The 23946-nt window shown below is 71.2% G+C and carries 18 protein-coding genes; 6 read left to right on the plus strand and 12 right to left on the minus strand.

Going from position 1 to position 23946, the window contains the following annotated elements:
• Nucleotides 1-275: 275 nt before the first annotated feature.
• The 5 genes from RGE_RS09920 to RGE_RS09940 form a co-directional block, all read right to left on the minus strand.
• Nucleotides 276-1847, minus strand: a complete 1572-nt coding sequence (locus RGE_RS09920; RefSeq protein ID WP_014428237.1) for a methyl-accepting chemotaxis protein — start codon at nucleotides 1845-1847, stop codon at nucleotides 276-278.
• Nucleotides 1848-1897: 50 nt separating this feature from the next.
• Nucleotides 1898-2410, minus strand: a complete 513-nt coding sequence (locus tag RGE_RS09925) for a lipocalin-like domain-containing protein (RefSeq protein ID WP_014428238.1) — start codon at nucleotides 2408-2410, stop codon at nucleotides 1898-1900.
• Between the two features lie 159 nt (nucleotides 2411-2569).
• Nucleotides 2570-3190, minus strand: coding sequence for a phosphohydrolase (locus RGE_RS09930; RefSeq protein WP_014428239.1), 621 nt, complete (start codon nucleotides 3188-3190; stop codon nucleotides 2570-2572).
• 83 nt (nucleotides 3191-3273) lie between these two features.
• Nucleotides 3274-4524 (minus strand): hypothetical protein, encoded by a 1251-nt coding sequence (locus tag RGE_RS09935; RefSeq protein ID WP_014428240.1) that lies wholly within the window; start codon nucleotides 4522-4524, stop codon nucleotides 3274-3276.
• Between the two features lie 151 nt (nucleotides 4525-4675).
• On the minus strand, nucleotides 4676-6211 hold the full coding sequence (locus RGE_RS09940; protein ID WP_014428241.1) for a clostripain-related cysteine peptidase: 1536 nt from the start codon (nucleotides 6209-6211) through the stop codon (nucleotides 4676-4678).
• Between the two features lie 158 nt (nucleotides 6212-6369).
• Between RGE_RS09940 and RGE_RS09945 the strand changes: the two genes are divergently transcribed.
• Nucleotides 6370-8646 (plus strand): tetratricopeptide repeat protein, encoded by a 2277-nt coding sequence (locus RGE_RS09945; RefSeq protein WP_014428242.1) that lies wholly within the window; start codon nucleotides 6370-6372, stop codon nucleotides 8644-8646.
• A gap of 10 nt (nucleotides 8647-8656) precedes the next feature.
• On the opposite strand, the gene RGE_RS09950 is transcribed toward RGE_RS09945, so the two are convergent.
• The 5 genes from RGE_RS09950 to RGE_RS09970 form a co-directional block, all read right to left on the minus strand.
• Nucleotides 8657-10627 (minus strand): hypothetical protein, encoded by a 1971-nt coding sequence (locus RGE_RS09950; RefSeq protein WP_014428243.1) that lies wholly within the window; start codon nucleotides 10625-10627, stop codon nucleotides 8657-8659.
• A 21-nt stretch (nucleotides 10628-10648) separates the two neighbouring features.
• Nucleotides 10649-11464: a hypothetical protein gene (locus tag RGE_RS09955; RefSeq protein WP_232505007.1), complete on the minus strand. Its 816-nt coding sequence runs from the start codon at nucleotides 11462-11464 to the stop codon at nucleotides 10649-10651.
• Nucleotides 11465-11595: 131 nt separating this feature from the next.
• Complete coding sequence (locus RGE_RS09960) at nucleotides 11596-12450, minus strand: hypothetical protein (protein ID WP_014428245.1); 855 nt, start codon at nucleotides 12448-12450, stop codon at nucleotides 11596-11598.
• Nucleotides 12451-12488: 38 nt separating this feature from the next.
• Complete coding sequence (locus tag RGE_RS09965) at nucleotides 12489-13286, minus strand: hypothetical protein (RefSeq protein WP_014428246.1); 798 nt, start codon at nucleotides 13284-13286, stop codon at nucleotides 12489-12491.
• Between the two features lie 71 nt (nucleotides 13287-13357).
• Nucleotides 13358-16072 carry a TonB-dependent receptor gene (locus RGE_RS09970; protein WP_070099451.1) on the minus strand — a complete coding sequence of 905 codons (2715 nt, stop codon included), beginning with the start codon at nucleotides 16070-16072 and terminating at the stop codon, nucleotides 13358-13360.
• Nucleotides 16073-16436: 364 nt separating this feature from the next.
• On the opposite strand from RGE_RS09970, the gene RGE_RS24040 reads away from it, so the two are divergent.
• The 4 genes from RGE_RS24040 to RGE_RS09985 all read left to right on the plus strand — a co-directional run bounded on the left by RGE_RS24040 (nucleotide 16437) and on the right by RGE_RS09985 (nucleotide 20861).
• Nucleotides 16437-16805 (plus strand): hypothetical protein, encoded by a 369-nt coding sequence (locus RGE_RS24040; protein WP_014428249.1) that lies wholly within the window; start codon nucleotides 16437-16439, stop codon nucleotides 16803-16805.
• Between the two features lie 52 nt (nucleotides 16806-16857).
• Nucleotides 16858-18213 carry a sodium-dependent transporter gene (locus tag RGE_RS09975; protein ID WP_043783979.1) on the plus strand — a complete coding sequence of 452 codons (1356 nt, stop codon included), beginning with the start codon at nucleotides 16858-16860 and terminating at the stop codon, nucleotides 18211-18213.
• 207 nt (nucleotides 18214-18420) lie between these two features.
• Nucleotides 18421-18627 carry a hypothetical protein gene (locus tag RGE_RS09980; protein WP_014428251.1) on the plus strand — a complete coding sequence of 69 codons (207 nt, stop codon included), beginning with the start codon at nucleotides 18421-18423 and terminating at the stop codon, nucleotides 18625-18627.
• Nucleotides 18628-18884: 257 nt separating this feature from the next.
• Nucleotides 18885-20861 carry a PhoX family protein gene (locus RGE_RS09985; RefSeq protein WP_014428252.1) on the plus strand — a complete coding sequence of 659 codons (1977 nt, stop codon included), beginning with the start codon at nucleotides 18885-18887 and terminating at the stop codon, nucleotides 20859-20861.
• A 108-nt stretch (nucleotides 20862-20969) separates the two neighbouring features.
• On the opposite strand, the gene RGE_RS24045 is transcribed toward RGE_RS09985, so the two are convergent.
• Nucleotides 20970-21866, minus strand: a complete 897-nt coding sequence (locus tag RGE_RS24045) for a S41 family peptidase (protein WP_014428253.1) — start codon at nucleotides 21864-21866, stop codon at nucleotides 20970-20972.
• Nucleotides 21867-22061: 195 nt separating this feature from the next.
• Between RGE_RS24045 and RGE_RS09995 the strand changes: the two genes are divergently transcribed.
• The gene (locus RGE_RS09995) at nucleotides 22062-22685 is read left to right on the plus strand and encodes a DTW domain-containing protein (RefSeq protein ID WP_014428254.1); all 624 of its coding nucleotides are present in this window, start codon (nucleotides 22062-22064) and stop codon (nucleotides 22683-22685) included.
• Here the strand turns inward: RGE_RS09995 and RGE_RS10000 are convergent.
• The gene (locus tag RGE_RS10000) at nucleotides 22682-23836 is read right to left on the minus strand and encodes a helix-turn-helix transcriptional regulator (RefSeq protein WP_014428255.1); all 1155 of its coding nucleotides are present in this window, start codon (nucleotides 23834-23836) and stop codon (nucleotides 22682-22684) included. The two genes, RGE_RS09995 and RGE_RS10000, sit on opposite strands and share 4 nt — an antisense overlap.
• Nucleotides 23837-23946: the final 110 nt, after the last annotated feature.

Below are 23946 nucleotides of genomic sequence, written 5' to 3' on the forward strand. Positions count from 1 at the left end.
CCTTTCGAATTGCAATTGGCTTTAGCCTGGCAGTGGGAACATTAAAGTGCGTGCTGGGCGTGAAGAACCTGGATCTGTGTCAAGGATCGGGCTGAGAATCGGTGAAATCGCACCGGATTAGTGATTTGGTGCGATTAGACTGATTTTCATGAATCACAAGTGACGATGCGCAAAAGAGTGGCTTTTTTGTTCCATTCGTTGGCGCGATCAAGTGATCGGGATTTGCAATTAGTTCGGCATTCCCGGTGAATGCCGTGGCGCCGCGCGCCGGCGCCTCAGGCGCCGTGGGTCGCCAGGCGGAAGCCGCGCATCGTCTCTTCCAGCCGCCGCGCCTGCTCCTGCAGGCTGCCGGCGGCCGCGGCGGACTCTTCCACCAGCGCGGCGTTGCGCTGCGTGGCCTCGTCGAGGTCGGCGACCGAGCGGTTGATCTGGCCCAGCCCGGCCGACTGCTCGGCGGCGGCGCCCGAGATCTCGCGGATGATGGCCGCGGCCTTCTGCACCTGCTCGACGATGTCGTTCATCGCGCCGCCGGCGCGCTGCACGTGCTCGGCGCCGGTGTGCACGCGGTCGATCGACTCGCCGATCAGCGCCTTGATCTCCTGCGCCGCCTGCGCCGAGCGCTGCGCCAGGCTGCGCACCTCGCCGGCCACCACCGCGAAGCCGCGGCCCTGTTCGCCGGCACGCGCCGCCTCCACCGCGGCATTGAGCGCGAGGATGTTGGTCTGGAAGGCGATGCCGTCGATGACGCCGGTGATGTCGCCGATGCGCCCGGCGCTGGCGCTGATCGCGGCCATCGTCTGCACGACGTCGTGCACGACGCGCCCGCCGCGGTCGGCGCTGCCCGAGGCCTGGGCCGCGAGCTCGGCGGCGTTGCGGCTGGCGCCGGCGGTATGGTCGACGGTGCCGCTCAGCTGCTCCACGGCCGAGGCCGTGTGCTGCAGCTGCGCGGCGGTCTGCTCGGTGCGGCGCGACAGGTCCTGGCCGCCGGCGGCGATCTGCGCCGACGCGGTGGCGATGCTCTCGGTGGCGCTGCGCACCTGGCCGACCATCGTGCGCAGCGACTGCACCGTGCGCTTGAGTTCGCCGAGCAGGCTGTCGGCCGGAACCGGCCCGAGCTCGACGCTCAGGTCGCCGCCGGCGACACGCGCCATCGCGGCACGCGCCTCGCCGGGGTCGCCGCCGATCTGGCGCAGCAGGGCGCGCGACATGCTCCAGCAGATGAAGGCGATCAGCCCCATCAGCGGCAGCCCGATCGCCAGCGAACGCAGCAGTGCCTGGCGCTGCTGGGCCACAGCCACGTCCTGGTACAGGCCGGTGCCGACGAACCAGTTCCACTCGGGGATCATCACGGCGCGCTGCAGCTTGGGCACGACCTCCTGGCTGCCCGGGCGGGCGAAGGCCGACTCGAGGAAGATGCTCCCCTCGCGGCTGGCGCGCAGCGCCTTGGCCAGCGAGCCGATCAGGTCGTTGCCGTGGCCGTCGAGGATCTTGCCGCTCATGTCGCGGCCTTCCCATTCCGGCTTGATCGGGTGCATCACGCCGACGCCGTCCATCGTCCAGACGTAGTAGTAGTCCTTGCCTTCGGGACCGAAGCGTGCCGAGCGGAGGGCGGCCTTGGCCGCGGCCTGGGCCTGTTCTTTGCTGAGGAGCCCGGCCGCGGCCTCGGCCTGAAACCCGGCGACGATGGCGCGTGCGCTGTCGACGACGGCGATGAGTTGCGCGCGTTGTCCCTGGTCGATCTCCTGGCGCACCTGCCAGACGGCGTGCACGAGGAGCGAAAGCAATCCGGCCACGGCGGTCGTGACCAGGCAGACCATCTTGGCCTTGAACGTGAGTCGGTCGAACATGACGTCACCCGCGACGCCGGCGTTTCAATGGCCGGCGTCGTCCATAACAATTACTTCTGGCGTTCGAACATGATCAGCGAACGCGTCATGCCTTTGTCGGCCCAATTGGGCATCACGCGCCAGGGCGTCGTGACCTGCAGCTTGTCGCCGTCGACCTTGAAATTGCGCGTTTGCGCCGTGCCCACCCATTGCGGGTTCCAGGCGGCTTCGACGTGCGTCGTCCACTGGTCGCCCGTGATCTCGGCGCGGCCGGTGTAGGAGACGATGGTGTCCAGCAGCGCGGCCTTCTCGGCGTCGGTCTTGCCCGGCTTGCGGCCGTCGGCGGTGAGCATGAAGAACACGCGGCCGTTGGGCGTGAAGACGACGCCGCCGCTCGGGTGCGCGCCCATCACCGGCATGATCTCGCCGCTTTGCTGCACCTCGACGACGTAGCTGACGAGGCGCCAGGTGCCGAGGATCTCGGTGGGGTCGGCGGCGGCGGCGAGCGTCGGCGCGCCCAGGGCCGCGGCGGCGGCGGCCAGGGCCAGCGTCTTCGACAGCGAGCGGCGGGTGGTGGTGATCATTCGTCCTTCTCCAGCGTTTCGAGGACTCGAATTCTGGAGAGCGCGGTTGCGGATTCCGCGACTTCCGGCGAATGGAGGCGTTGCGCCGCCGAGCGGTCGCCAATCGGGGCCGAACGGCGTCATTCCGAGCGCGGCACTCGGCGCCGCTTTCGGTGCAGCTCAGTCGTAATTGATCGACCTCAATTCGGCGAGGAAACGTTCGGCCGCGGTTTCGCTCGGCCAGGGCTCCCAGGCGCTGCCGCCCCAGCGCGATTGCAGCGGGTCGGCGGCGAGGATCGGGTCGCTGATGCCCAGCAGCTCGCGCACCTCGCGTTCGGTCCAGCCGGTGCAGTGCACGGCTTCCGAGGCCGCGGCGACACGGTCGGCGTGTTTGTGCAGGCGGTGGCTCTCGGGCGTCCAGTCGGGCAGGCGGTAGCGCCGGGCGATGGCCGCCATCAGCCGCTCGCCGACGGCGCGGAAGGGCTCGCCGAGCACGCGCTTGAGCGGCGAGATGCAGTCGAAGCCGAGGAACCCTTCTTCGGCGTCGTGCAGCAGCTCGGCGCGCGCCTCGGCGGCGCCGAGCGGCTGCGGCGCCTCGGCGCGGCGCAGCTCCAGCACCAGCAGCGAGTGCTGCGCCACCGACAGCGGCCAGGCCCAGCGCGACTCGCCGCCCCAGCGGTAGGTGCGCGCCAGGCGCAGCGCCAGGTCCTCGTCGGTCCAGGCCTCGGGCGAAGGGTTGATCAGGTCGAGCGCCGCCCCGGAGGGCAGGCGGATCCAGGCGCGGGGCGAGGCAGTGGACATCGGGCGCGGGCGGGCAAGGGGGCTCTACGGTAGCGCGTGGCGGCCGGCGGCGCCCGGCCGGCCCCCCCGCGCCTGCGCGGGCTTCAGACGCGCAGGCCGCCGCGCCAGCTGCCTTCGGTGCGCGACACCAGCCGCGGCCGCGCCGCGGCGTGGCTGTCGGCGTCGTTGGCCGGGGCGCGGCCGCCGAGCCCGCGCTCGACCGCGGCGAGTTCGTCGCCGCGCTGGCCGACGCGGTGATCGGGCCGCAGGCGCTTGGGCTGCAGGCTCGGGTTCGGGATGCACAGGTCGATGCGCTGCAGGTTGGGCACCTGGCTGTACGGCGCGCTCTCCCAGGTCGGCGTCAGGCCGTTGCCCAGCGACTGCAGGATCAGGTCGGGGCGGCCGACGCCCGGCGCGCCGTGTTCGCGCGACAGGCGGAACAGGTAGCGGCCCTGCTCGTCGGTGATCGCGAAGCCGAGGTTCTCGCGCTCGCCGCTGCCGCTGTACGGGCCGCCGAGCATCTCGACGTCGCTGCGTTGGTAGTGCTGGATGCGCAGCAGCAGGCCCGAGGTCGGCCGGGCCTCGCCGGCCGTGCGCAGCCCGGCGTCGCGCAGCTCGGCCAGGGCTTCGAGTTCGGCGCGCCGCAGCCGGCCCAGCCCGGCACCCAGCGTGCTGGCGCCGGCGCTGCGCTCCACCGTCGTCGCCAGTGCCGCGACGGCTTCGGCCTGGGCGCGGTCGAGGTCGCCGGCGCTGGCCAGCGCCGCCAGCACCCGTGCCGCCGGCTGCGAATGCAGCAGCAGCCCCTGGGCCTGCGCCGGCAGCCCGGTGGGCAGCACCAGCGGCCTCAGCTCGTCCTGCGGCTCGGGCCGCGGGAAGCGCCGCAGCCGCTCGGGGTACAGCTTCTCGATCACCGGGTACAGCGCCGGGAAGCGGCGGCACAGCTCGTGCGCGGCGACCGGCGGGTCGATGACGATCAGGTCGTTGCGCCCGGGGTTGAACAGGCTGCTGCCCGGATAGGCGCGGGCGTTGCCGTAGACGATGGTGTCGTCGCTGCTGGCCGGCAGCGAGCAGCCGAGCACCAGCTCGTCGTCGCCGGCGCGGAGCTCGAAGCGCAGCAGGCCGGCGGCGATCCAGGGGTAGCCGATGCGCGGCCGGGAGTCCTGCCAGGACTGGCCTGCCGGCCGATGCTGCATGCGCACCGACCACTGCCGGCCGGTGACGTGCACCGCGGTGCCGTCGCTGGCGTCGTGGCTGCCGTTGCCGGTTTCTGCTCCGGACACGACGAAACGTTGCGCGATGGCGCTGTTGTGGGCGCTGACTCGGAGGGTCCAGCTGCCGTGCATGATGATCGCCATGGGGCCTCCGTCGGAATTTCGGTGATGGGCGACGGTCCGCATTTCAGGCGCTTGTCGTTCCCAATACGACGCACGTCCAGGCGCCGGTGACGGGCGGCGGCAGACGATCGCTGGACGATCGGGCCGCCGCCGCACCGTATCGGAGCCTGGATCAGGCGTCTTCGGCCGGTGCCCCGGCGCTGGCCGTGCCGGCCGGCCGCTGATAACGCGCGTTGAACACCGGGAAGGCCCGGCGCCGCGCCGACAGCAGGCCGGCGAAACGCGCCTCGCGGTGGTATTCGACGATGAACTCCACCCAGTCGGTCGCCTTCAGGAACTCGATGACCTGCGGCTGCACGCTCGGGCGCGAGCTGTCGGGGTTGACGTCGAGGTAGTACGGCGAGCGCCAGTCCCACAGGCCCAGCAGCAGCGGGTCGGGCAGGAAGATGTTCATCGCCAGCGCCGGCGAGCTGAAGTTCCAGCGCGCGGTCGGGTCGGTCCAGGGCGAGTCGTCGTCGCCGTAGCGCTTGATGCCCGTCAAGGCGTCGCGCAGCGCGGTGGCCGCGGCGTGCACGCGCGGCGTGGCGAACTGCTGGCGCAGCAGCGCCTGCGCCAGCGAGGCCAGGTCGGTCAGCTCGTCGGGCGTCTCCAGCCGCATCGAGCCGTTGGAGTCGTACTGCTGGGCGACGATGATCGCCCGGCGGATGGCGTGCACGACGTCGGTGCGGCTGCCCGCGTCGGCGCTGCGCAGCGCCTGCAGCAGGGCGTCGGCGAGTTCGTCGACGCATTCGCTGATGTGCTGCATGCGCGAGAGCATCACCACGCCGGCGGTCGTCGGGTGGTTGCCCTTGGCGGCCAGCACCGCGTGGTTGGCGTCGGCGAACCACTGGCCGAGCTGCGCCGGCGTGGCGCTGCCCTGGCTGGCGAGCTGGCGGAAGACCTCGGGGTAGGGCGCGCCGGCGGTGAAGAAGTTGTAGTTCATGTAGCCGGTGGCCACCTCGGCGTAGGGCGCCACGGTGTGCAGCACTTCGACGGCCATGTTGAAGCAGTTGTCGAAGTGGATCGCCGCCAGCCGCGGCACGCCGGCCTGGCGCGCCAGGCGCAGCGCCTCGCCCAGCCCCCAGGTCGACAGCGGCAGCGGGCCCATCGGCAGCACCGGCGAACCCATCGGCAGCACGGGCGAGCCCATCGGCAGCACCGGCGAGCCCATCGGCAGCACCGGCGAAGCCTGCGAGCCGCCGATGTGCCACTGGAAGCGGCCCTGCTCGGTGTAGGCGTCGGCCTCGAGCTGGTTGCGGTCGATCTCGGGGATGAAGCCGGCGCCGTGGCCTTCGAGCGCCAGCACCAGCGAGGTCGCCGGATGGTGCTGGCTGGCGTGGCGCAGCAGGCCGGCCAGCGTGCGCGGCGAGTCCATGCGCTGCTTCCAGTTGGAGTTGCAGGCCAGGGCCTCGGGCCGGAAGGCCGGGATGTCGATCAGCCAGGTCTCGTCGTCGACGCGGTCGACGAGCGCGCAGACGTTGACGCCGCTGGCCGCCACCTCCTTCAGCGCCGCGGTCAGCGGGTGCTGCATCACGTCCTGGGTGTTGCCGTCGGGGTAGGTGGCGAGCGTCTTGTCCTCGCCGAACGGGGCGAAGACGACGAGGGTCACGCCCTCGGGGCCGGGGTGGGCGTCGGGGTCTGACGAGATCAGTTGCGGCGGCTGCTGCATGCGCTTCTCCTGTTGGATGCCGGGTGGCGCGGCGGGCCGCCGCGCAGGGACGGTCGATACACTAGGACCGCCGAATTCCCAACGCGAGGCACGCTGCCGACGCTCGCGTCACGGGAGGCCAGACGATCGCCAGACGATGCGGCAGTGACAGAACCGGCATGACGATCCCGCCCAGTCCCCTCGCCCTGCGCCCGCCCGGCGGCGCGCGCCAACTTCCCGGCCCGCTGGCCGACGCCGTGCTCGGTGCCGCGCTGGCCGCGCACCGCGACGGCACGCTGCCCGAACTGCTGCGCCGTCGCCCGCGCACCACACGCTGGGTGGTGCGCCGGCTGCTGCAGCCGGTGCTGGACTGCGGCGGCGACGCGCTGCGCGGCGCGCAGGGCGAGGTGCTGGCGCTGCAGTGGCTGCTGGCCTGGGCCGTGGCCCAGCTGCGCCCCGACGGCCAGCCCGGCTTCGCCGACATCGGCCGCGAAGCCTGGCTGGAGCGCACCAGCTGGCGGCCGATGCTGGCGGTGATGTGCCACCACGGCTTCGCGCCGGTGCAGGCCTTCCCCGACCGCTTCCGCGCCCGCGCCGACGAGTCGCCGGCCGACCACCTCTGCGGCCTGTGGTCCGTCGGCCCCAGCACCTACTACCGCTACCTCGACAAGGGCCGGCGCCAGCTCGCCGAGCTGCTGCTGGCACCGACCTGCGAGCGCCTGCTGTCGCTGCGCGACGCGATGCAGCGCCGCGCCTGGGCGCTGCTCGGGCTGGAAGAACCGGCGGCGCGGCGCGAATGGCACCACACGCTGGCCCGGCGCGCGCTCGTCGAGCCGGCGCCGGCCGCCGCGCTGTGGCACTTGCTGCAGGCCGGCGACGCCGCCGGCTTCCTGCAGGCGCTGCAGCGCTTTCGGGTCGAGCTGGGCCACGATCTCTTCGTCGACGCGCTGATCGAGCGCCTGAACGCGCTGCCGCTGGCCACGCGCCAGCGTGCCGAGCTCTGCCTGGCCCAGGCCGCGCTGGCGCGCATCCGCGGCCAGGACGAACGCGAACGCCAGGCCTACGAGCAGGCGCAGCGCATCGCCGCAGCGGCCGGCGACCGGCTGATGCTGGGGGTGGTCTGCGGCGAACTGGGCAAGTTCTTCGAGCCGCGCGACGGCGAACGTGCCTTCGCCTGCTACCAGGACAGCGCCGAGTTCCTGCGCCGCGCCGGCGTCGCCGACGGCCCGGCGCGCGACGGCCCCCACGAAGGCCTGCGCGCCTACGTCGTCACGCTGGTGCGCCTGGGCTGGCTGCACGTGCTGCGCAACGACCCCTGCAGCAAGGCGGTGCTGGAAAGCGCCGAGGCGCTGCGTTCGGCGCTGGACGACGAGACGCTGGCGCAGCTGGAGCAGGCCTGGGGCGAGTACTGCCGCCGCGCCGGCGAGCTGCGCGCCGCGCTGGAGCACAAGCACCGCGCGCTGAACCTCTACGAGCGCCTGGGCGACACCCAGGCCGTCGTCAAGACCTGGTGCAACCTGGCCCTGCTGTACGGCGACAGCAAGGACTACCCGCGTGCCATCGAGTACTCCGAGCGCGTGCTGACGCTGGCCGAACGCAGCCCGGTCGAGCCCGAGACCGTCGCCTCCACCCACCTGAACCTGGGCAGCACCTACTTCTGGCAGGAGCGCTGGGACGAGGCCATCGAGCAGTACGCCGCCGGCCTGGCCAGGGCCGAGGCGGCGCGGCTGGAGGTGCTGGTCGGCCGCGCCCACTACAACCTGGCCGAGGCCTACTACAAGCGCTTCCAGGCCGAGGGCCGCGCCGACGACGAGAGCCGCGGCGACACCCACGCCGCCCTGGGCCAGATCGTCTGGGCCCGCGAGGGCGACGCCGGCGCGGTGGCCGCCACGCGCGGGCTGAAGGCCGAGATCCTGGGCCCACGCGAAGGCAGCCACGTCGACCGGCTGCTGCCCGGCGAATGGGCGGCGCACCGCGGCGAGATGGTCGAGGTCGAGCACGAGCGCGCCCGCCTGGCGATGCCGCTGGCGCCCGAGGAGCACGTGCGCGCGCACCTGGCGATCGCACGCGCCTACCTGGCGATCGCCGCGCAGGAGCGCGAGGCCGCGCTGGCCCTGGTGGAGCGCCACGGCCTGGCCGGCGGCTTCGTCGCCGAACTCGACGCGCTGCGCGCCACCTTCGACCGCACGCTGACGCGCGAGCAGCGTCTGGCCGCCTGCTGGCGCGAACAGGCCGCCGCGCTGCTGGACGACGAGCGCCGCGCCGCGCTGCTGGACCGGCTGATCGACGCCGGCTTCGTCGGCAAGAGCGGCTACGCCGAACTCTGCGGCGTGAGCCTGGCCACCGCGTCCAAGCACCTGGGGCTGCTGACGCAGCTCGGCCTGCTGCGGCAGACGGGCAAGGGGCCGAGCACGCGTTACCTGCTGGCCGACCCCGGCGCACCGTCCGCCGGCTGAACCCGGCGCGCTAGGGCTCCGGCGGTGCGACGAAGCTGCCGTCGAGCGTCGCGCTGCGGTCGGCGGCCAGGCCGCCGGTGCCCGTTTCCTGCAGCACGGTGGCATCCAGCCGCACCTGGCGCTCGCCGGCGGCGTCGGGGCCGGTGACCGTGATGCCGGCGCAGCCGCTGCCGCGGCACTCGTAGCGCGGGCCGCCGAAGGCGTCGAAGAAGGCGTAGGCGACGCTGCCCGAAGGCGTCAACGCGACGACCAGGCTGTTGGCGCTGACGTAGCTGCCGGCGCCGTCGCTCAGCAGGCCGGCGATGCCGAGCACGAGCTGGCCGTCCTCGTCGCGGCTGGTCGAGCGCAGCTGGAAGCCCTGCGTGTCCGCCGGCTCGCAGATGGTGACCGTCGCCGCCTGGTCGCTCGGCGCGGCCACGACGCTGGGCGCGCCGGCCGCGCAGGGCAGCGGCGACAGCGGCAGCGCCGACGGGTCGTCGTAGTGGTAGCCGGTCAGCTCGGCCTGCACCGTGATCCAGCTCTCGGCCGACAGCGAATCGTCGGGCAGCACGGCGTGCAGCTGTGCGCCGTCGAAGTGCATCGGACGCAGCAGGATCGGCAGGCCCAGGCTCTCGTCGACGGTCTCGGCGCCCAGCGTCACGCCGCCGCAGCCGCCGTCGCGGCACTGGTAGCGCGCCACCGCGGCGCCGGTGTCGGGGTCGGTCGTGTAGACCAGCGCACGCACGACGGCGTCGCCCTGCACGACGACTTCCAGCGACGGCCCGCCGCTGCCGTCGCCGAAGGTGTAGACGCGCCGCGTCGCGCCGCTGGGCTGGCTCTGGCCGGCCGCACCGAGGCCGAAGTCGTCGGGTGTCGCGCAGAACCCTTCGGCGCTGCCGGCGGCCGCGTCGACGAGGTAATAGAAGTTGGCCGTGCAGGGCAGCCCCGGCAGCTCGACGCCGGCCGCGGCGCTGCGCAGGCTGCCGGCCAGCGTCAACGTGCCGCCGGGCCCGGCCAGCACCGTGGCGTCGAAGCTCAGCGTGCGCACGCCGCCGTCGGCCGCGGCGCCGACCGTGACGCCGCTGCAGGCGCTGCCGCTGCAGGCCGCGGTCTCGCCTTCGGCGCTGGCGAAGCGCAAGTCGACCAGCACCGCGTCGCGCAGCCTCAGCGTCAGCGTGTCGCCGTGGCGGTTGGCGAAGCCGAGCACGCGCAGCTCGGCGTCGTCCGGATCGGCGGCGTTGCTCTTCGTGAACGGGCAGAACGCGTCGTCGTGGGCGCCGCTGCGCACGCTGATCTGCTCGACGCGGCAGCGCCCCGACTCCTGCGCCAGCGCGCTGACGACGGCGCTGACGTCGCCGTCCTGGCCGATGCGCGCGACCAGCGAACGCAGCGTGTCGTACATGCGGTCGCCGTCGACGCGGTCGAACGGCGTCGTGACGAAGTCGCCCAGATCGGCCGGCAGCTCGAAGCCGAACTCGCGTTGCAGGTAGCGCCGCACGCGCTGCTGCGCCGCGGCGACCGCGGCCGCGTCGGCCTGGGTGAAACCGCCGCGGTTGCCCAGCGCGGCGAAGTAGGCGCCGGGCTCCTGGCCCAGCAGCTGCGCGACGAGCAGCGTCGTCAGCGGCGTCAGGTTGGCGACGCCCGGGCCGGTGGCCACCGAGTACAGCCCGTAGGTCGACGCCACGGCGCTGTCGCTCAGCAGGTAGGGGCCGCTCAGCTGGTCCAGGCTGGCGAGGTAGTCGCTGCCGTCGACCGGCGCCGCGCGGCCTTCGGCGGTGCGCGCGGTGCCGACATTGCCCTTGACGGTGATCTGCAGGCTGCGCACGTCGGTGGCCGTGCGGCCGTCGGTGACGCGGCCGGCGAGCGTCGGCCTCTCGCTTTGCGGCGGGGCTTCGGCATTGCCTTCGCTGCCGCCGCCGCAGCCGGCCAGCAGGGCGGCGAACACGGTGGCCAGCGCCGCGGCGGCCAGGCGCCACGAAGGAATGGGGCTCGGGTTGGGCATCGTGTCTTCCGTGTCGTGCGTCTAGGGCTGGCCGGGCATCACCAGCGTGCCGTCCAGCACCAGCACCGGCCGGGCGTGGTCGGTGCCGGCGTACAGCGCGGTGCGGCCGAAGGAGAAACGGCGCTGCGCCAGTGCATTGGCCGGCTCGGCGCTGTGCGTGCCGACGCCGGTGCAGGCGGCGCCGCGGCAGCCGTGGCCGGCCCAGTCGACGCCGGTCACGCGTTCGGCGGCGTCGACGTCGATGCGCAGCGTGCGGCCTTCGTGGTCCTCGAAGCGGTAGCGGCGCTGGCCGTCGTCGGCCAGCTCGACGCCGCTGCCGCCCTGGCCGCAGAAGCGCTGCGACGAGCCGTCGGCGGCCTGCATCGTCACGCCGGCTTCGCTGCAGGCCAGGCCCGGCAGCTGGTCTTCGGGCGGGATCGCCAGCCGGGCGTCCAGCCTCAGCTCGGCCGGCGTGGCGCCGACGGCGGCCAGGCGCAGGCCGCTGAGCACCAGCGCCCGCGCCTGGCCGCTGGCGCGTTCATCCACCTGCACCGCGGCGGCGCAGGCGCCCGCCTCGCAGGCGTAGCGGCGGCCGTCGCGCGCCCGCAGCGTCACGGCCGTGGCGCGGCGCTGCACGGTGTCGACGGCCAGCCGCCAGCCGTCGGCGTCGGCGGCGCCGATCTCGTAGCGGCGCACGCTGCCGGTCTGCTGCACGCGCGTGGCGTCCATGCAGACGGTGGCGGGCTCGCCGCCGGCCGGTGTCAGCACCAGCGACTGCAGCGCGCAGCGTGGCGGCGCCGCCGCCACGAGCGCAGGTGCCGGCGGGGCGATCGCTTCGGGCGCCGGCGTACGGGGCACGGCCGTTTCGGGCGCGGGCACCGGCGCGCCCGACGGCCGCTGCCACGCCGCCCAGCCCGCCAATGCCGCAGCCGCGGTGGCGGCGAGCAGCAGCGCGCGGCGTGGCGTCCCGGTCATACCCGTGCCGCCGCTCAGTTGCAGACGTAGGCCGAGGTCAGGATGGCCTGCGGTGTCTGGCCTTCCTCGCCGCCTTGCCAGAGCCGGGCCTTCAGCGCCTGCGGCGTCGCGTTGTAGCCGCTGGGGCAGACCTGGCGCACCAGCAGCCACGGCGACCACTCGCTGTTGTACGAGTACGGGATCGCGACGTCGAGGTCGGCCTTGTTGACGTCGACGCGGAAGTCGACCCAGGCGTTGTTCGTCGTCTTGTTCGCGTACTGCGCCGAGCCCGAGGGTTCGAACAGCCCCTGCAGCGTGCGCCCGACGACCTCCAGGTCCTTGTACGACGAGGCCGTGTCGGGGCTGGTGCCCGGCGCCGGCTGCGTGGTGGGAAAGGGCGGTGTCGTCGGCAGCGGGTTGGCCGAGCCGCGGTAGTAGGCGACCTCGGCCGTCACCGCCGAGCGGATGGCGCGGAACAGGTCGTTGATCTCGAAGCTGTTGCCGCTGGGGTTCCAGGCCGCGGTGTTGAGCTGCACGCGCAGCCCCAGCGTGTAGGTGTTCGTCGAGTTGCAGCTGCTGCCGCTGCCGGCGCACCAGACGCGGTCGTGCAGCGTGCCCACCGTCACGCCGTTGACGACGATCGGCGCCGTGCGGCTGGCCTTCAGGATGGTGCCCGAGGGCAGCGCCGCCTGGATGTCGGCGCCGGTGATCGTGCCCAGCGTGTTGGCCCGGTCCTGCGTCTCGGTGGGCGTGTCGAGGTTGATCTTCGGGTTGATCGGAATCAGCGGCTGGCTGCCGGCGGGCTGCACCGGCAGGCTGACGAAAGCGGCCTGCGCCGGGCCGAGCAGGCCCGCGGTCGCGGCGATGAAGGCAATGCGGCGAATGGACATGGCGGTCTCCTCGCGGTTGCGGTTTGTCGGCCTGCGCCTCAGTCGGGCTGGTAGCCCGGCAGGTAGATCTCGGTGAACTGCGACGCGTCGGGGAAGTCCGAGCTCAGCAGCCGGATCGCGAAGGGCTGCAGCGAGTAGCCCGCCGGCGCCTTGGTGCGCACCAGCAGCCAGGGCGAGTGCGCGCTGCTGGGGCCCGAGGGCTCGGCGGCGTTGGCGTCGATGCGGAAGTCGACCCAGCCGTTGTCGCGCGCCGGGCGTCGCGGGCCGACGAAATCGATCGGCTCGTTGCCCGCGTCGGCCGCGCTGTCGACCGACAGCACGCCGACGGCGTCTTCGTCGTCCTCGTCTTCGGGCGGCTCCTCGTGCAGGCCCTGCAGCGTGCGGCCGGCCTTCTTCAGCGCCTTCGTCGCCGTGCCCAGCTGGTAGGCCACGGCCACCGGCTGGTCGGCGCGCACCTGGCGGAACAGGTCGTTGGCGTTGAAGGCCAGCCCCGTCAGGTCGAACGGGTTGGCGTTGAGCTGCACCTGGGCGCCGAAGATGTAGCGGCCGTCGGGGTGCTTCCAGACCTTGTCGACGAGCCGGCCGATGACGACGTCGTTCTTGACGATGTCGCTGCTGCGCGTGGCCAGCAGCGCATAGCCGCTCTCGCCCGGCAGGCTGGAGACCGCGCAGCGGCTCTGGAAGGCCAGGTTGCGCGGGTTGCAGCGTGTCATGACCTTGTCGCCGTCGGCCGAGAGCACGACGAAGCCGGGTGGCGCGGCCTGGGCCGTGCCGCCGGCCAGCGCCAGCAGCAGCGTGCCGGCGGTGAGCCGGACGCTTGAGCGGCAGTTCTTCATGGGGTCCCCTCCTGCATGTCGGGCCGGCCGCGGCGCGGCCGGGGCCCGGTGCTGCGCACGGGCGGCGGCCGTCACGGGCGCGCCCCCAGGTCCCACGCGATGCCGACGAAGACCCCGCGCGGCGCGCCGGGCGCGACCATCGAGGTGTTCTGCCACTCGCTGGAGTTGTAGTTCCAGCCGCTGGGGCCGACGGCGCCGTTGACGCTGGGCGCGAACGGGTTCACGCCCAGGCGGCCGGCGCTGAAGTACTCGCGGTCGAACAGGTTGGTCACCTGCACGAAGGCGTTGACGCCCTTCGTCAGCTCTACGCTGGCGTCGAGGTTGAAGACCGCGAAGCCGGGCACCTTGCCCGAGGTCTCGAAGGGCCGGCCGATGCGCACCGGCAGTTGGCTGAAACCGCCGAACTCGCAGCCGCCGGCCTGGCTGCAGTAGTAGCGGCCGATCTCCTGGTCGGTGCCGGCGGCCTGGTGCAGGTTGTTCTCGTTGCCGCGCATGTACGACATCGAGCGCGCCATCATCGTCAGCCCCAGCTTCACCGCCGGCGTGACGCGCCAGCCGACACGCAGGTTCAGCGCGTGCGCGGCGATGCCCGGCATGCGCGCGCCGGGGTCGACGCGGATCATCCGGTAGGTGCCGTAGCCGCGGTTGAGCTCGGCGTTGGGGGACGGCAGCACGTCCTGGCCGATGACCTGGGTGTCGCCGACGTAGGCCGAGTTCTGGTCGAAGTCGGCGCTGCTGTTGTGCGGGCTCAGCATGTAGAAGCGCGACTGGAAGGTGGCGTCGGTGAACGAGTAGTTGGCCCTCAGGTCCACCGGCCCCATGCGCCCTTCGACGCCGAACTCCAGCCCCTGGCGGCGTGTCTTGCCGATGGTGTCGAAGTAGCTGCGGCCGTCGCCGACGCCGACGAAGTAGATGTCGTTGGCGAGGTCGGTGCGGAACAGGCTCAGGTTCCAGTTCCAGTCGGCCGACAGGCGCTGGCGCCAGCCGATCTCGCCCGAGGTGGCGCGGATCTGCGGCAGGTACGGGTCCGACGACAGGCTGGTCGGCATGTTGCAGCCCGGGCCGACCAGGCTGCGCGGCGCCGTGCCCAGGCTGGGCACGCCGGGAACACGCGGCACCGGCGTGGGGTCGAAGGCGCAGCCCAGTTCCACCACCGAGGGCGTGCGCGCGCCGCGGCTCAGGTTGCCGAACAGGTTGCTCATCTCCGTCGGCCGCCAGTTGGCGCCCAGCGAGGGGTTGAACGATCGGTAGCTGAACGACTCCTCGGAACGCGTGCGCAGGAAGACCTGGCCGTCGGTGTACTCGGGCGCGCGGAACTCGCGCAGCTCGTGCAGCGCCACCTGGCCGGCTGTCGTGCGGGTCAGCAGCTCGTTGTCGACCTTCGTGTGGTTGTAGCGCGCCGCCGCGGTGAGCGAGAAGCTCTGCACCGGCGTCCAGGTCTCCTGCACGTACAGGCTGCGCGTCGTCGACGTGCCGTCGAAGTTGTTGCCCGGCACGTCGTGCTCGGCGGCGTAGTAGTCGGGGTCGATCTGGTCGGGCGCGAGGTAGACCCGGTGCGAGGCGTCGATCAGGCCCAGGCGCTGGAACATGTCGTAGCCGGTGCGCGAGCGGTCGATCGACACGCCGGCCATGAAGGCGTGCTGCGGCAGGTTCCAGTTGAACTGCAGCGAGGCGCCGACGCTGCGCTGGTCGAGGTCGGTGCGCGTGATCTGGCCGATCGGCGTGCCGTCCACCAGCCCCGGCCCGGTGTAGCCGCCGCCGCGTGTGGCGCCGTTGCGCGCCGTGCCGTCGGGGCCGATGTCGCGGTCGCCGAAGTCCTCGAAGTCGGCGTAGATGTCGCCGTTGACGCCGCGGCGGCGGCTGTCGCGGTGGTAGAGCTGCGCGGTGATGTTGGCGCGGTCGGAGAGGTCGTACTGCCCGCCCACCGAGAACTGCAGCACCCGGTTGCGGCTCTCGTCGGGCGAGGTGAAGACCGCGTCGGGGTTCTGGCGGTAGAGCTGGATCGGGATCAGCCCGTTGCCGACCAGCCGGTTGCCGGCGTAGAGCACGCTGGCGTAGGCCGAAGCGCGTTCGCCATGCCAGTCGGCGCGGCCGAAGGCCTGCTCCACGCGCGACGGCGAGTTGTCGCGCCAGCCGTCCTCGTCGAAGCGTGTCAGCGCGAAGAAGCCGCCCAGCGTGCCGTCGTTGGCGCCGCCGGCCAGCTGCAGCTGGCGCCGGCCCCAGGAGCCGCCCATCAGCTGGCCTTCGACACCCGGCGACGAGAAGCCGGTGCGGCTGCGCACCGACACCGCGCCGCCCAGCGTGTTCAGCCCGAACAGCGGGTTGGAGCCGGGGAAGAGGTCGAAGCGCTCGACCGCGTTCAGCGGGATCAGGTCCCAGTTGACGACGTCGCCGAAGGGCTCGTTGACGCGCACGCCGTCGAAGAACACCGACAGCCCCTGCGGCGTGCCGACCTGCGGGCTGGCGGTGAAGCCGCGGTAGTTGACGTCGAGCTGGAAGGGGTTGCCCTGGTAGTCGTTGGCCGTGACCCCCTGCAGCTGCGAGTTCATGAAGTCGCCCAGGTTGAGCGCACGCGAGGCCTTGATGTCGCGCCGGCCGGCGCTCTGCAGGTTGGCCGGGATCTGGTCGCGCGAGAGCATCAGCCCCGGCATCGGCCCCACGTCCACCGGGCGGCGCCCGGTGATCGTGACGCGCTCGGTGCCCGCCACCGGCTCGCTGGCGGCGGCCTCGGCCGCGGCGGGCGGCGCCAGCTCCTGGCCGAAGGCCACGGGGCAGAGCAGGGCCATGCCGAGCCCGGAAACGGCCCGCCGCCGGCGGCGGGCGGACGACGTGCGCTGCACGACCCTGGCGAGATAACGGACCACCGGACACCCTCCGTCGAGCGCGGGCCGCGGCGGGCGACAGCCCTCTTGCGAGGGCCGCCGAGACCGGCCACGGGACCACGGATGGCGACGGACCTTAGGGAGCGGGTGTCATCTGCTCAACGGAAAAATTCCCGTGGAGGGGGAGAGGTAACCCGGGGGCATTCGGGTTGTTGAGACGGGGCGCCTTGATGGGCTGGGGCTGCTGTGCAGCGGGTGAGGTCACTCGCGCAAAGCGGCTGAGTGACTGCTGCCGGCCAGGAGCGGCCGTCCGCTGTTACTGGCCGCGGTGGGCAAGGCCGCCAGCCATGCCAACCAGACGACGCTGTACCTGACTCCGCTGCACGGCCGAGCCGACACCCTGAAGCGGCTGATCGCCAACGTCGGCGCGGCCTTGCTGCACGGCAAGGCGACTGCGGAGCAGTTCAGGACCTCGACCGCTGGGGCTGCCTTGTGCGCTACATCAGCCGTATCGCACCGGTCACCGGGCCGCCGAGTCCCTGCCAGCACTTCAGACAACGGGGTAGCTGCCGGATCTATGTTGAAACGAGCTCTGCGCGATCGCTGGCAGAATGCACCAGCGCTGGCCATTATTCGCAATACCGGATTTCCGCTTGCTCTGGCGCTTCTCTCACGGCAAGATGCACGGTCCTTTTAGGCGCATGAGCCGAATAAATCAGCGATGCCAGTCCAAGAAATACGCAAGCACGATGAATCCATCCAAACGTGACGGCTTTACCAGCAAATTCGGCGTGCTGGTCGCCACCCTCGGCTCTGCCGTCGGACTCGGCAATATCTGGAAGTTTCCCTCTCTCACCGGGGTCAACGGCGGCGCCGGTTTTCTTCTGGTCTATCTACTCGCCACGCTGATGGTCGGCCTGCCGCTGATGATGGCGGAGACGACGCTCGGCCGCGCCGCGCGAGCCAATGCCATTACGACATTCGATCGCCTGGCTCCGCGACAGCACGGGTGGAAACTCATCGGCTGGATGGGTTTTCTCTCTGCGCTGTTGATCATGGCATTCTATTCGGAAGTCGCAGGCTGGGTGTACGCTTACATTTTCAAGGCGATGAGCGGAGAAGTTCTGACCAGTGATCCGAAAATCGCCGGTGAAATCTTCGGCGCACTGGTTTCGAATCCGACTTCATCGCTGATCTGGCAGTGGGTTGTGCTCGGCATTACGGGCAGCATCATCATGCTGGGCGTGTCCAAGGGGATCGAAGCCGTGACGCGCAAGCTGATGCCAGTGCTATATATCCTGCTGCTGGTCCTCTGCGCGCGCAGCCTGACGCTGGAAGGCGCTGCGCGGGGACTGACCTTTCTGTTCAGCCCGGACTTTTCGAAGATCACGCCAACGGTCGTGCTGACGGCGTTCGGCCTCGCCTTCTTCAAGCTTTCGCTCGGCATGGGAACGATGCTGACCTACGGCAGCTACTTCCGCGAGGATCAGAACATTCCGGCAACGACAACACGCGTCATGCTGGCCGACCTCTCGGTGTCGCTGCTGGCGGGCATCGCCATCTTCCCGGCGGTGTTCGCCTTCGGTTTCGAGCCGGCGGCCGGCCCGTCGCTGGTGTTCATGACCATTCCGGCAGTATTCACCGCCATGCCGGGCGGTATCGTCTTCATGACGATCTTCTTCATCCTGACGGCGATCGCCAGTGTCGGCGCCATCCTCTCGCTGCTTGAAGTGCCGGTTGCGATCCTCTCCGAGCGCTTCGGTATGGGCCGCAAGAAGGCTTCGACCTGCACGATCCTGACCATTGCGCTGATCGGCGCGCCGGCGGCGCTATCGCAAGGCGTGCTCGCGGAAACGAAGCTGTTCGGCATGAATGCTTTCGAGCTCTTCGACTTCCTCAGTTCAAACGTTCTTCTGCCGTTGGGCGGCATCTTGATCTGCCTGTTCGTCGGCTGGGTGTACGGTTTGCCGGAACTCGAGAAGCGCTTGAGCAACGAGGGGACACTGGACAATCGCGGCCTGATTCGCGCAGTTTTCTTCCTCGTCCGCTACGTCGCACCGCTCTCGATCGCCATCGTGCTCCTGCACGGCCTGAAGGTCTTCTAGCGGTAATGTCCTTACCTAGCCGCAATGTAGCGAGTTGCCCTGAATCAGTGCAGCTCGCCAGGGGGCTGGCCGGCTCAAACACGGGGCGCAACGCCTTCGTAAGGCTGCCTCGCGCCCCGACGTTTCAAGGCCGACCGCCGGTGGCGAAATGGCTGCTTCAGAGATGCCAAACGCACAATCGGCTTCGCCAACCTCCCAGTCCAAAAGATGAAGATCGAACGCGCCGTGGCCACCTTGGTCTTCGCGCTGGTGGCGGGCTTCGTGATCTACGACAGCGATCCCGATTGGGTGAGGGATCCGGTTCTGGTGATCGCCTTCTTCTTTCTGGTGCTCATCGTCGATGCGCTGATCGGGCGCTACTTCCGGCGCCGAGATGAAGGGGGCCGCAAGCGCCGCAACGGCAACCGGGCTTGATCACCAAGCCGCGCGCCAGCCGGCGCTGGGTGCTTCTGGAGTCCGCTTGCCAGGCCCGCGTTACGCCGCATCCGGTTCCCGCGTTCCCCGTGCGTCGTCCCCTGACCGCACACCTTCTGCCACGGTCTGATCCGCCGCCCTCTAGTCGATCCAACGATCGTCGCGGCTTGATTGGGGTCAGGTCAACGTCACGATCCCGACATGTGTCGCCGATAAATTTCTCGGCTTCTTGACTGAGAACAACGCAGGCAGCACACATGACCGAGGTCCGTTCGCCGATCACCGGGGCCACCCTTTCCCGCCGTACTCTGATTCGCGCCATGGCTGGCGCTCCGCTGTTGCCCCTGGCGTCCTCGCTGACGGCGGCCGGTCTGCTGACCGCCTGCGGCGGCGACGACGGCGACGACCCGGCTTACGTCAGCGCCACGTTCAGCAGCATGGCCGCGCCGACGCTGGCCAACCCGGCCAACATGGCCACCACCTACACCGCCTCGTCGCTGGTCGTCGCCTACGACGACAAGAGCACGCGCAGCTTCACGCTGGCCTACCAGCCGTTCTTCATGACCGGCACCACCGTGCCCGACGGCAAGGGCGGCACCCTGGTCGCCGGCGGCTACTACGACATCCACAACCAGCCCATCGTCGACCGCTCGGTGGCCGGCGCCGAACGCCAGTTCTTCTCGGACTGCCCGGACGGCTCCTCGCTGCTGACGGTGGACGGCGCCAGCGTGGCCGGCGTCACCGGAAATACCGTCTTCGCGGTGGTGCAGTTCGAGTACACGACGCGCAACCAGGCCCTGGCCTCGATGTACGGCCAGCTGCCGTCGCCGATCGCCGTGCTGACGCTGGACCAGGACAAGTCCACCGGCAAGCTCAAGCTGGTGAAGTACCACAACGTCGACACCTCGGGCGTCAAGGGCCTGTGGATCACCTGCGGCGCCAGCCTCTCGCCCTGGGGCACGCATCTGTCCTCGGAAGAGTACGAACCCGACGCCTTCGACCAGGGCGCGCTGGGCCAGTCGCTGGCCGTGCTCAAGGGCTTCAGCCAGAACCTGTTCGGCGACGCCAGCACCGCCAACCCCTACGACTACGGCCACATGCCCGAAGTCACGGTCAACAAGGACGGCACCGGCACGATCAAGAAGCACTACTGCCTGGGCCGCATCTCGCACGAACTGATCCAGGTGATGCCGGACCAGCGCACCGCGCTGATGGGCGACGACGCCACCAACGGCGGCCTGTTCATGTTCGTCGCCGACAAGGCGAAGGACCTGTCGTCGGGCACGCTGTACGTCGCCAAGTACACCAGCGTGCTGAACGCGACTTCCACCGGCACGATCAGCTGGATCAAGCTGGGTTCGGCCACCAGCGCCGAGATCAAGGCCCTGGTGGACGGCGGCATCAAGGCCACCGACATCATGGACTCGCGCACCGCCGACCCGGGCGACGCCAGCTACACCAAGATCGTGCTGAACAAGAAGAGCCTGTGGGTCAAGGTGAAGCCGGGCATGGAGAAGGCCGCGGCCTTCCTGGAGACCCACCGCTACGCCGCGCTGATGGGCGGCAGCCTGTCCTTCACCAAGATGGAAGGCACGACGGTCGACATCAAGGACAAGAAGGCCTACTCGGCGATCTCGGCGATCAAGGACTCGATGGTGACGGGCAAGTCCGGCAACGTGCCGGCGCTCAACGTCAACTTCGCCTCGGCGATCAACGCCGGCGGCGTGCTCGAGCACACGCTGGGCGCCGGCCAGAAGGACAGCGCGGGCGGCACGATCGACAGCGAATGGGTGCCGGCCTCGTCCAAGTTCATCCTGCTCGGTGAAGACCTGGCGACGGCCGATTCGCTGGGCAACCTGGCCAACGCGGACAAGATCGCCAACCCCGACAACCTGAAGTTCTCGGAAGAGATGCGCACGCTGTTCATCGGCGAAGACAGCGGCATGCACGTCAACAACTTCCTGTGGGCCTACAACGTCGACACCGGCACGCTGAGCCGCGTGCTGTCCACGCCCTCGGGCGCCGAGTCGACCGGCCTGCACGCGGTCGACACGATCCACGGCTTCACCTACATCATGAGCAACTTCCAGCACGCCGGTGACTGGGAGTCCCCGCTGCACGATGTCGTCAAGCCGACGCTGGACCCGCTGATCCGCGCCAACTACGAAGACCGCTTCGGCGCCTCGGTCGGCTACCTGACGGCCACCAGCGCGCAGATCAAGCTGTCGAAGTAAGGCAAAGCGGTGCCGCCCGCGGGTCGGGTGGCACCGCGTTTCAGGCGGCGAAGCGCCGCTCGCCGTCGAGCCAGGCGGCCTGGATCGCGATGCTGCGCAGCGATCCGCTCACGCGCCTGTCGCCAGGCGCTGCCGGGCCAGCCCGAGCGCGACCCGCAGCGCGTTGCCCGCATCGCAGGCGACGTCCGGCACGACCCCGCACCCCTCCCAGTTGTTTCCGGTGATGGGGTTGCGGGTGCTCGCCTCCGGCAGCAGCAGGCTGAAGTGGGGTGAGGGCCAGTGGACGTTGCACGGGTTGGCGCCGCCGCCGGTCGTTTCACCGACGACGACGGCCCGCCCCATCGCCTGCAGGTCGTAAGCCAGCATCTCGGCACCCGAGAAGCTGAAGCCGGCCACGGCGAGCAGCAGAGGCTTGCGGCCGCCGAAGCTCAGGGCATGCGGCGCCGGGTCGGCCCAGAACTCCTCTGCGGGTGCGGAGCGCGGCACGATGCTGCTCAAGGGCGTGCGGCGGTCGACCAGCGCCGAGCACACCAGAGCGACCGTTGCCGGGTCGCCGCCCACGCACTGCCGCAAGTCGATGACCAGCGCCGACGCATCGGCGACCGACATCAAGGCCGCCTCGTAGGCCGGGCGCGACAGGTCGGGCTCGACCAGCTCGCGGATGTCCAGCACGGCCAGGTTGCCGTCGATGCGCTGCACCGACGCGATGCCGAAGCCCATGGCACGGCAGTGCTCTGCGCGGTCGTTCTGCTCGCGCACCGTCACGCCGGGCGCTTCCGGAACGTGCGGCTCGGGCTCGTGGCGCACGCGCAGATGCCGGTCGCCGGACGCCTGCCGCAGGTCGTTGGTCAGGCGCGTCGCGAGCTCGGTTGGATCGTTGGTGGCGTAGGCGCCCGAATCGAGCCGCCGACGCAGATGCGCCGCGACGCGTTGCGCGACGTCGGGGAACACGTAGCGAGCCGACACGAGGCCGGCGACGGTTTGCACGACCTCGCGGTAGTCCATCCAGTCGCTCCGGAGTGTTTGGGAAGAGGCCGGCTGGCTTGCCCGGGGCCGCCGGCGATTGAAGTCGCGCGACGCTGTACCGTCAAGCGCTGCTGCCGGCGGTCTGCTCCCTTGCGCTCCCAGATGTGGTGCCGCGGCTGGACCTGCGGGTGGGCCTGCCCGTGGCCGCCTCGCGCTTGCCCGACACTCGTGAACATGCCCGTTTCGCCCGTCAGTTCCCGCCCCGTCTGCCCCCGCTGCCTGCGCCCGTCGCCCACCTGTATCTGCGCCCTGGTGCGGCCCACGCCGCATCGCACCGAAGTCCTGGTGCTGCAGCACCCGCAGGAGCAGCGCCAGGCCAAGAACAGCGTCGCGCTGCTGCGGCTGTCGCTGGCGCGCTGCGAGGTGGTCGTCGGCGAACGTTTCGACGATGCGGCCTTGCGCGCGCTGCTGCACCGGCCCGGGCTGGAGACGAGGCTGCTGTATCCCGACGTGCCGGCCGCGCCGGCGCCGCCGGCCTCGGCCGCTGCACCCGCGGCACCGGTGCGCCTGGTCGTCATCGACGCCACCTGGCGCAAGAGCCTGCGCCTGCTGCTGGAGCACCCGCTGCTCGCCGCGCTGCCGCGGCTGGCGCTGGACGCGCCGGCGCCGACGCGTTACCGCGCGATCCGCGCCGCGCGGCGGGCCGACCAGGTGTCGACATTGGAAGCGACGGTGCAGGCGCTGGCGGCGCTGGAAGGCCCGTCCTTCGACGGCGCGCCGCTGCTCGACGCCTTCGGCGGCTTCGTCGCCGCGGTGGCGGCGCGCCAGCGGCCCCGGACGGAGGCCGGGCCCGGCTAGGGCAGTGCGCTGCAGACCCGCGCGTGCAGGTGCACCAGCTCCATCTGGCTGTGCGTGTCGGTCTTCTGGAAGACCTGCTTCAGGTGGCTGCGCACGGTGTTGTCCGACAGCCCCAGCGAGCGCGCGATCGTCGCCAGCGACTGGCCCGAGAACACCAGCGCGCTGACGCGCGCCTGCGCCGCGGTCAGCTCGTACTGGCGCGCGAAGACGCAGGCCGCCGGGTCGTGGCGCTGCTGGGCGCCGCGCACGGCCACCATCGCCAGCCCGCGCGGACTGCCGGCGTGGCGGCGGAAGACGGCGCCGGCCGGGCGCACGACGACGACGACAGGCTCGTCGTCGGCGGTGCCGGCCAGCGTCAGCACCGCCGGGCGCGCGGCCTCGGCGCCGGGCGCTTCATGGGCGACGCGCGCGATCGTCTCGGCCAGCAGCCGGCGGTCGTGCGGGTGGGCGGCGACGACGCGGCCGCCGTCGACACGCAGGCCGTGGCGGCGCTCCAGCAGCCGCGCGCCGGCGGCGTTGGTGTGCACCGGCTCGCCGTCGGCGCTGACCAGGATCGCCGGGTTGGCGTCCTGGTCCGACAGGCGCAGCAGCGCGTGCGCCAAGTCGTGCGCTTCCTGCCAGCGCCACTGGCTGCGCATCGACAGCGTCACGTGCTGCAGCAGCAGCGACAGCTCGGCCTTCTGCGCGGCGTCGAACGCGGGTTCGTTCTCGGCGCGGTAGGCGGCCAGCACGTGGGCGCCGCGCTGGCGCTGGTCGACGACGCCGCACAGCAGGTGCAGCAGGCCGCGCGGCTGCAGCACCTCGCGGTAGAAGTCGGTGCGGCGCAGGTCGGGCGTGCTGATCAGCTCGTCGCCGGTCATCACGCGGCCGGGCTGGTAGTCGCAGCTGGACATGAACCACGGGTTGCGTGCTGCGTACTCGGTCATGCCGCCGGCGCCGCCGGCGGCCGACTCGTACAGCGTCACCTCGCCGCCGCCGAGGAACTGGTGGTGCACCAGCGTCACGGCGCGCGCGCCGAGGTGGCTGCGCAGGCGTTCCAGCACCTCGGGCCAGCTCTCGTCGTCGGCTCCGGCGGCGTGGATCGCGTGCACCAGCTCGTGCGGGGGCGCGGGCGTTTTCGCCTCTGGCGCCGAGACGGCGGAACGGGCCATGGTCTGGGTTCCTGGCTGCGATTTCTGCACGATTCTGGTGCCCGGTTAACGGATGTCAATCCGGATCGGGCCCGGGAAACAGCCAGTGGGAAGGCCGGGACGGCGCCATT

Source organism: Rubrivivax gelatinosus IL144 (assembly GCF_000284255.1).
GTDB lineage: Bacteria > Pseudomonadota > Gammaproteobacteria > Burkholderiales > Burkholderiaceae_C > Rubrivivax > Rubrivivax gelatinosus_A.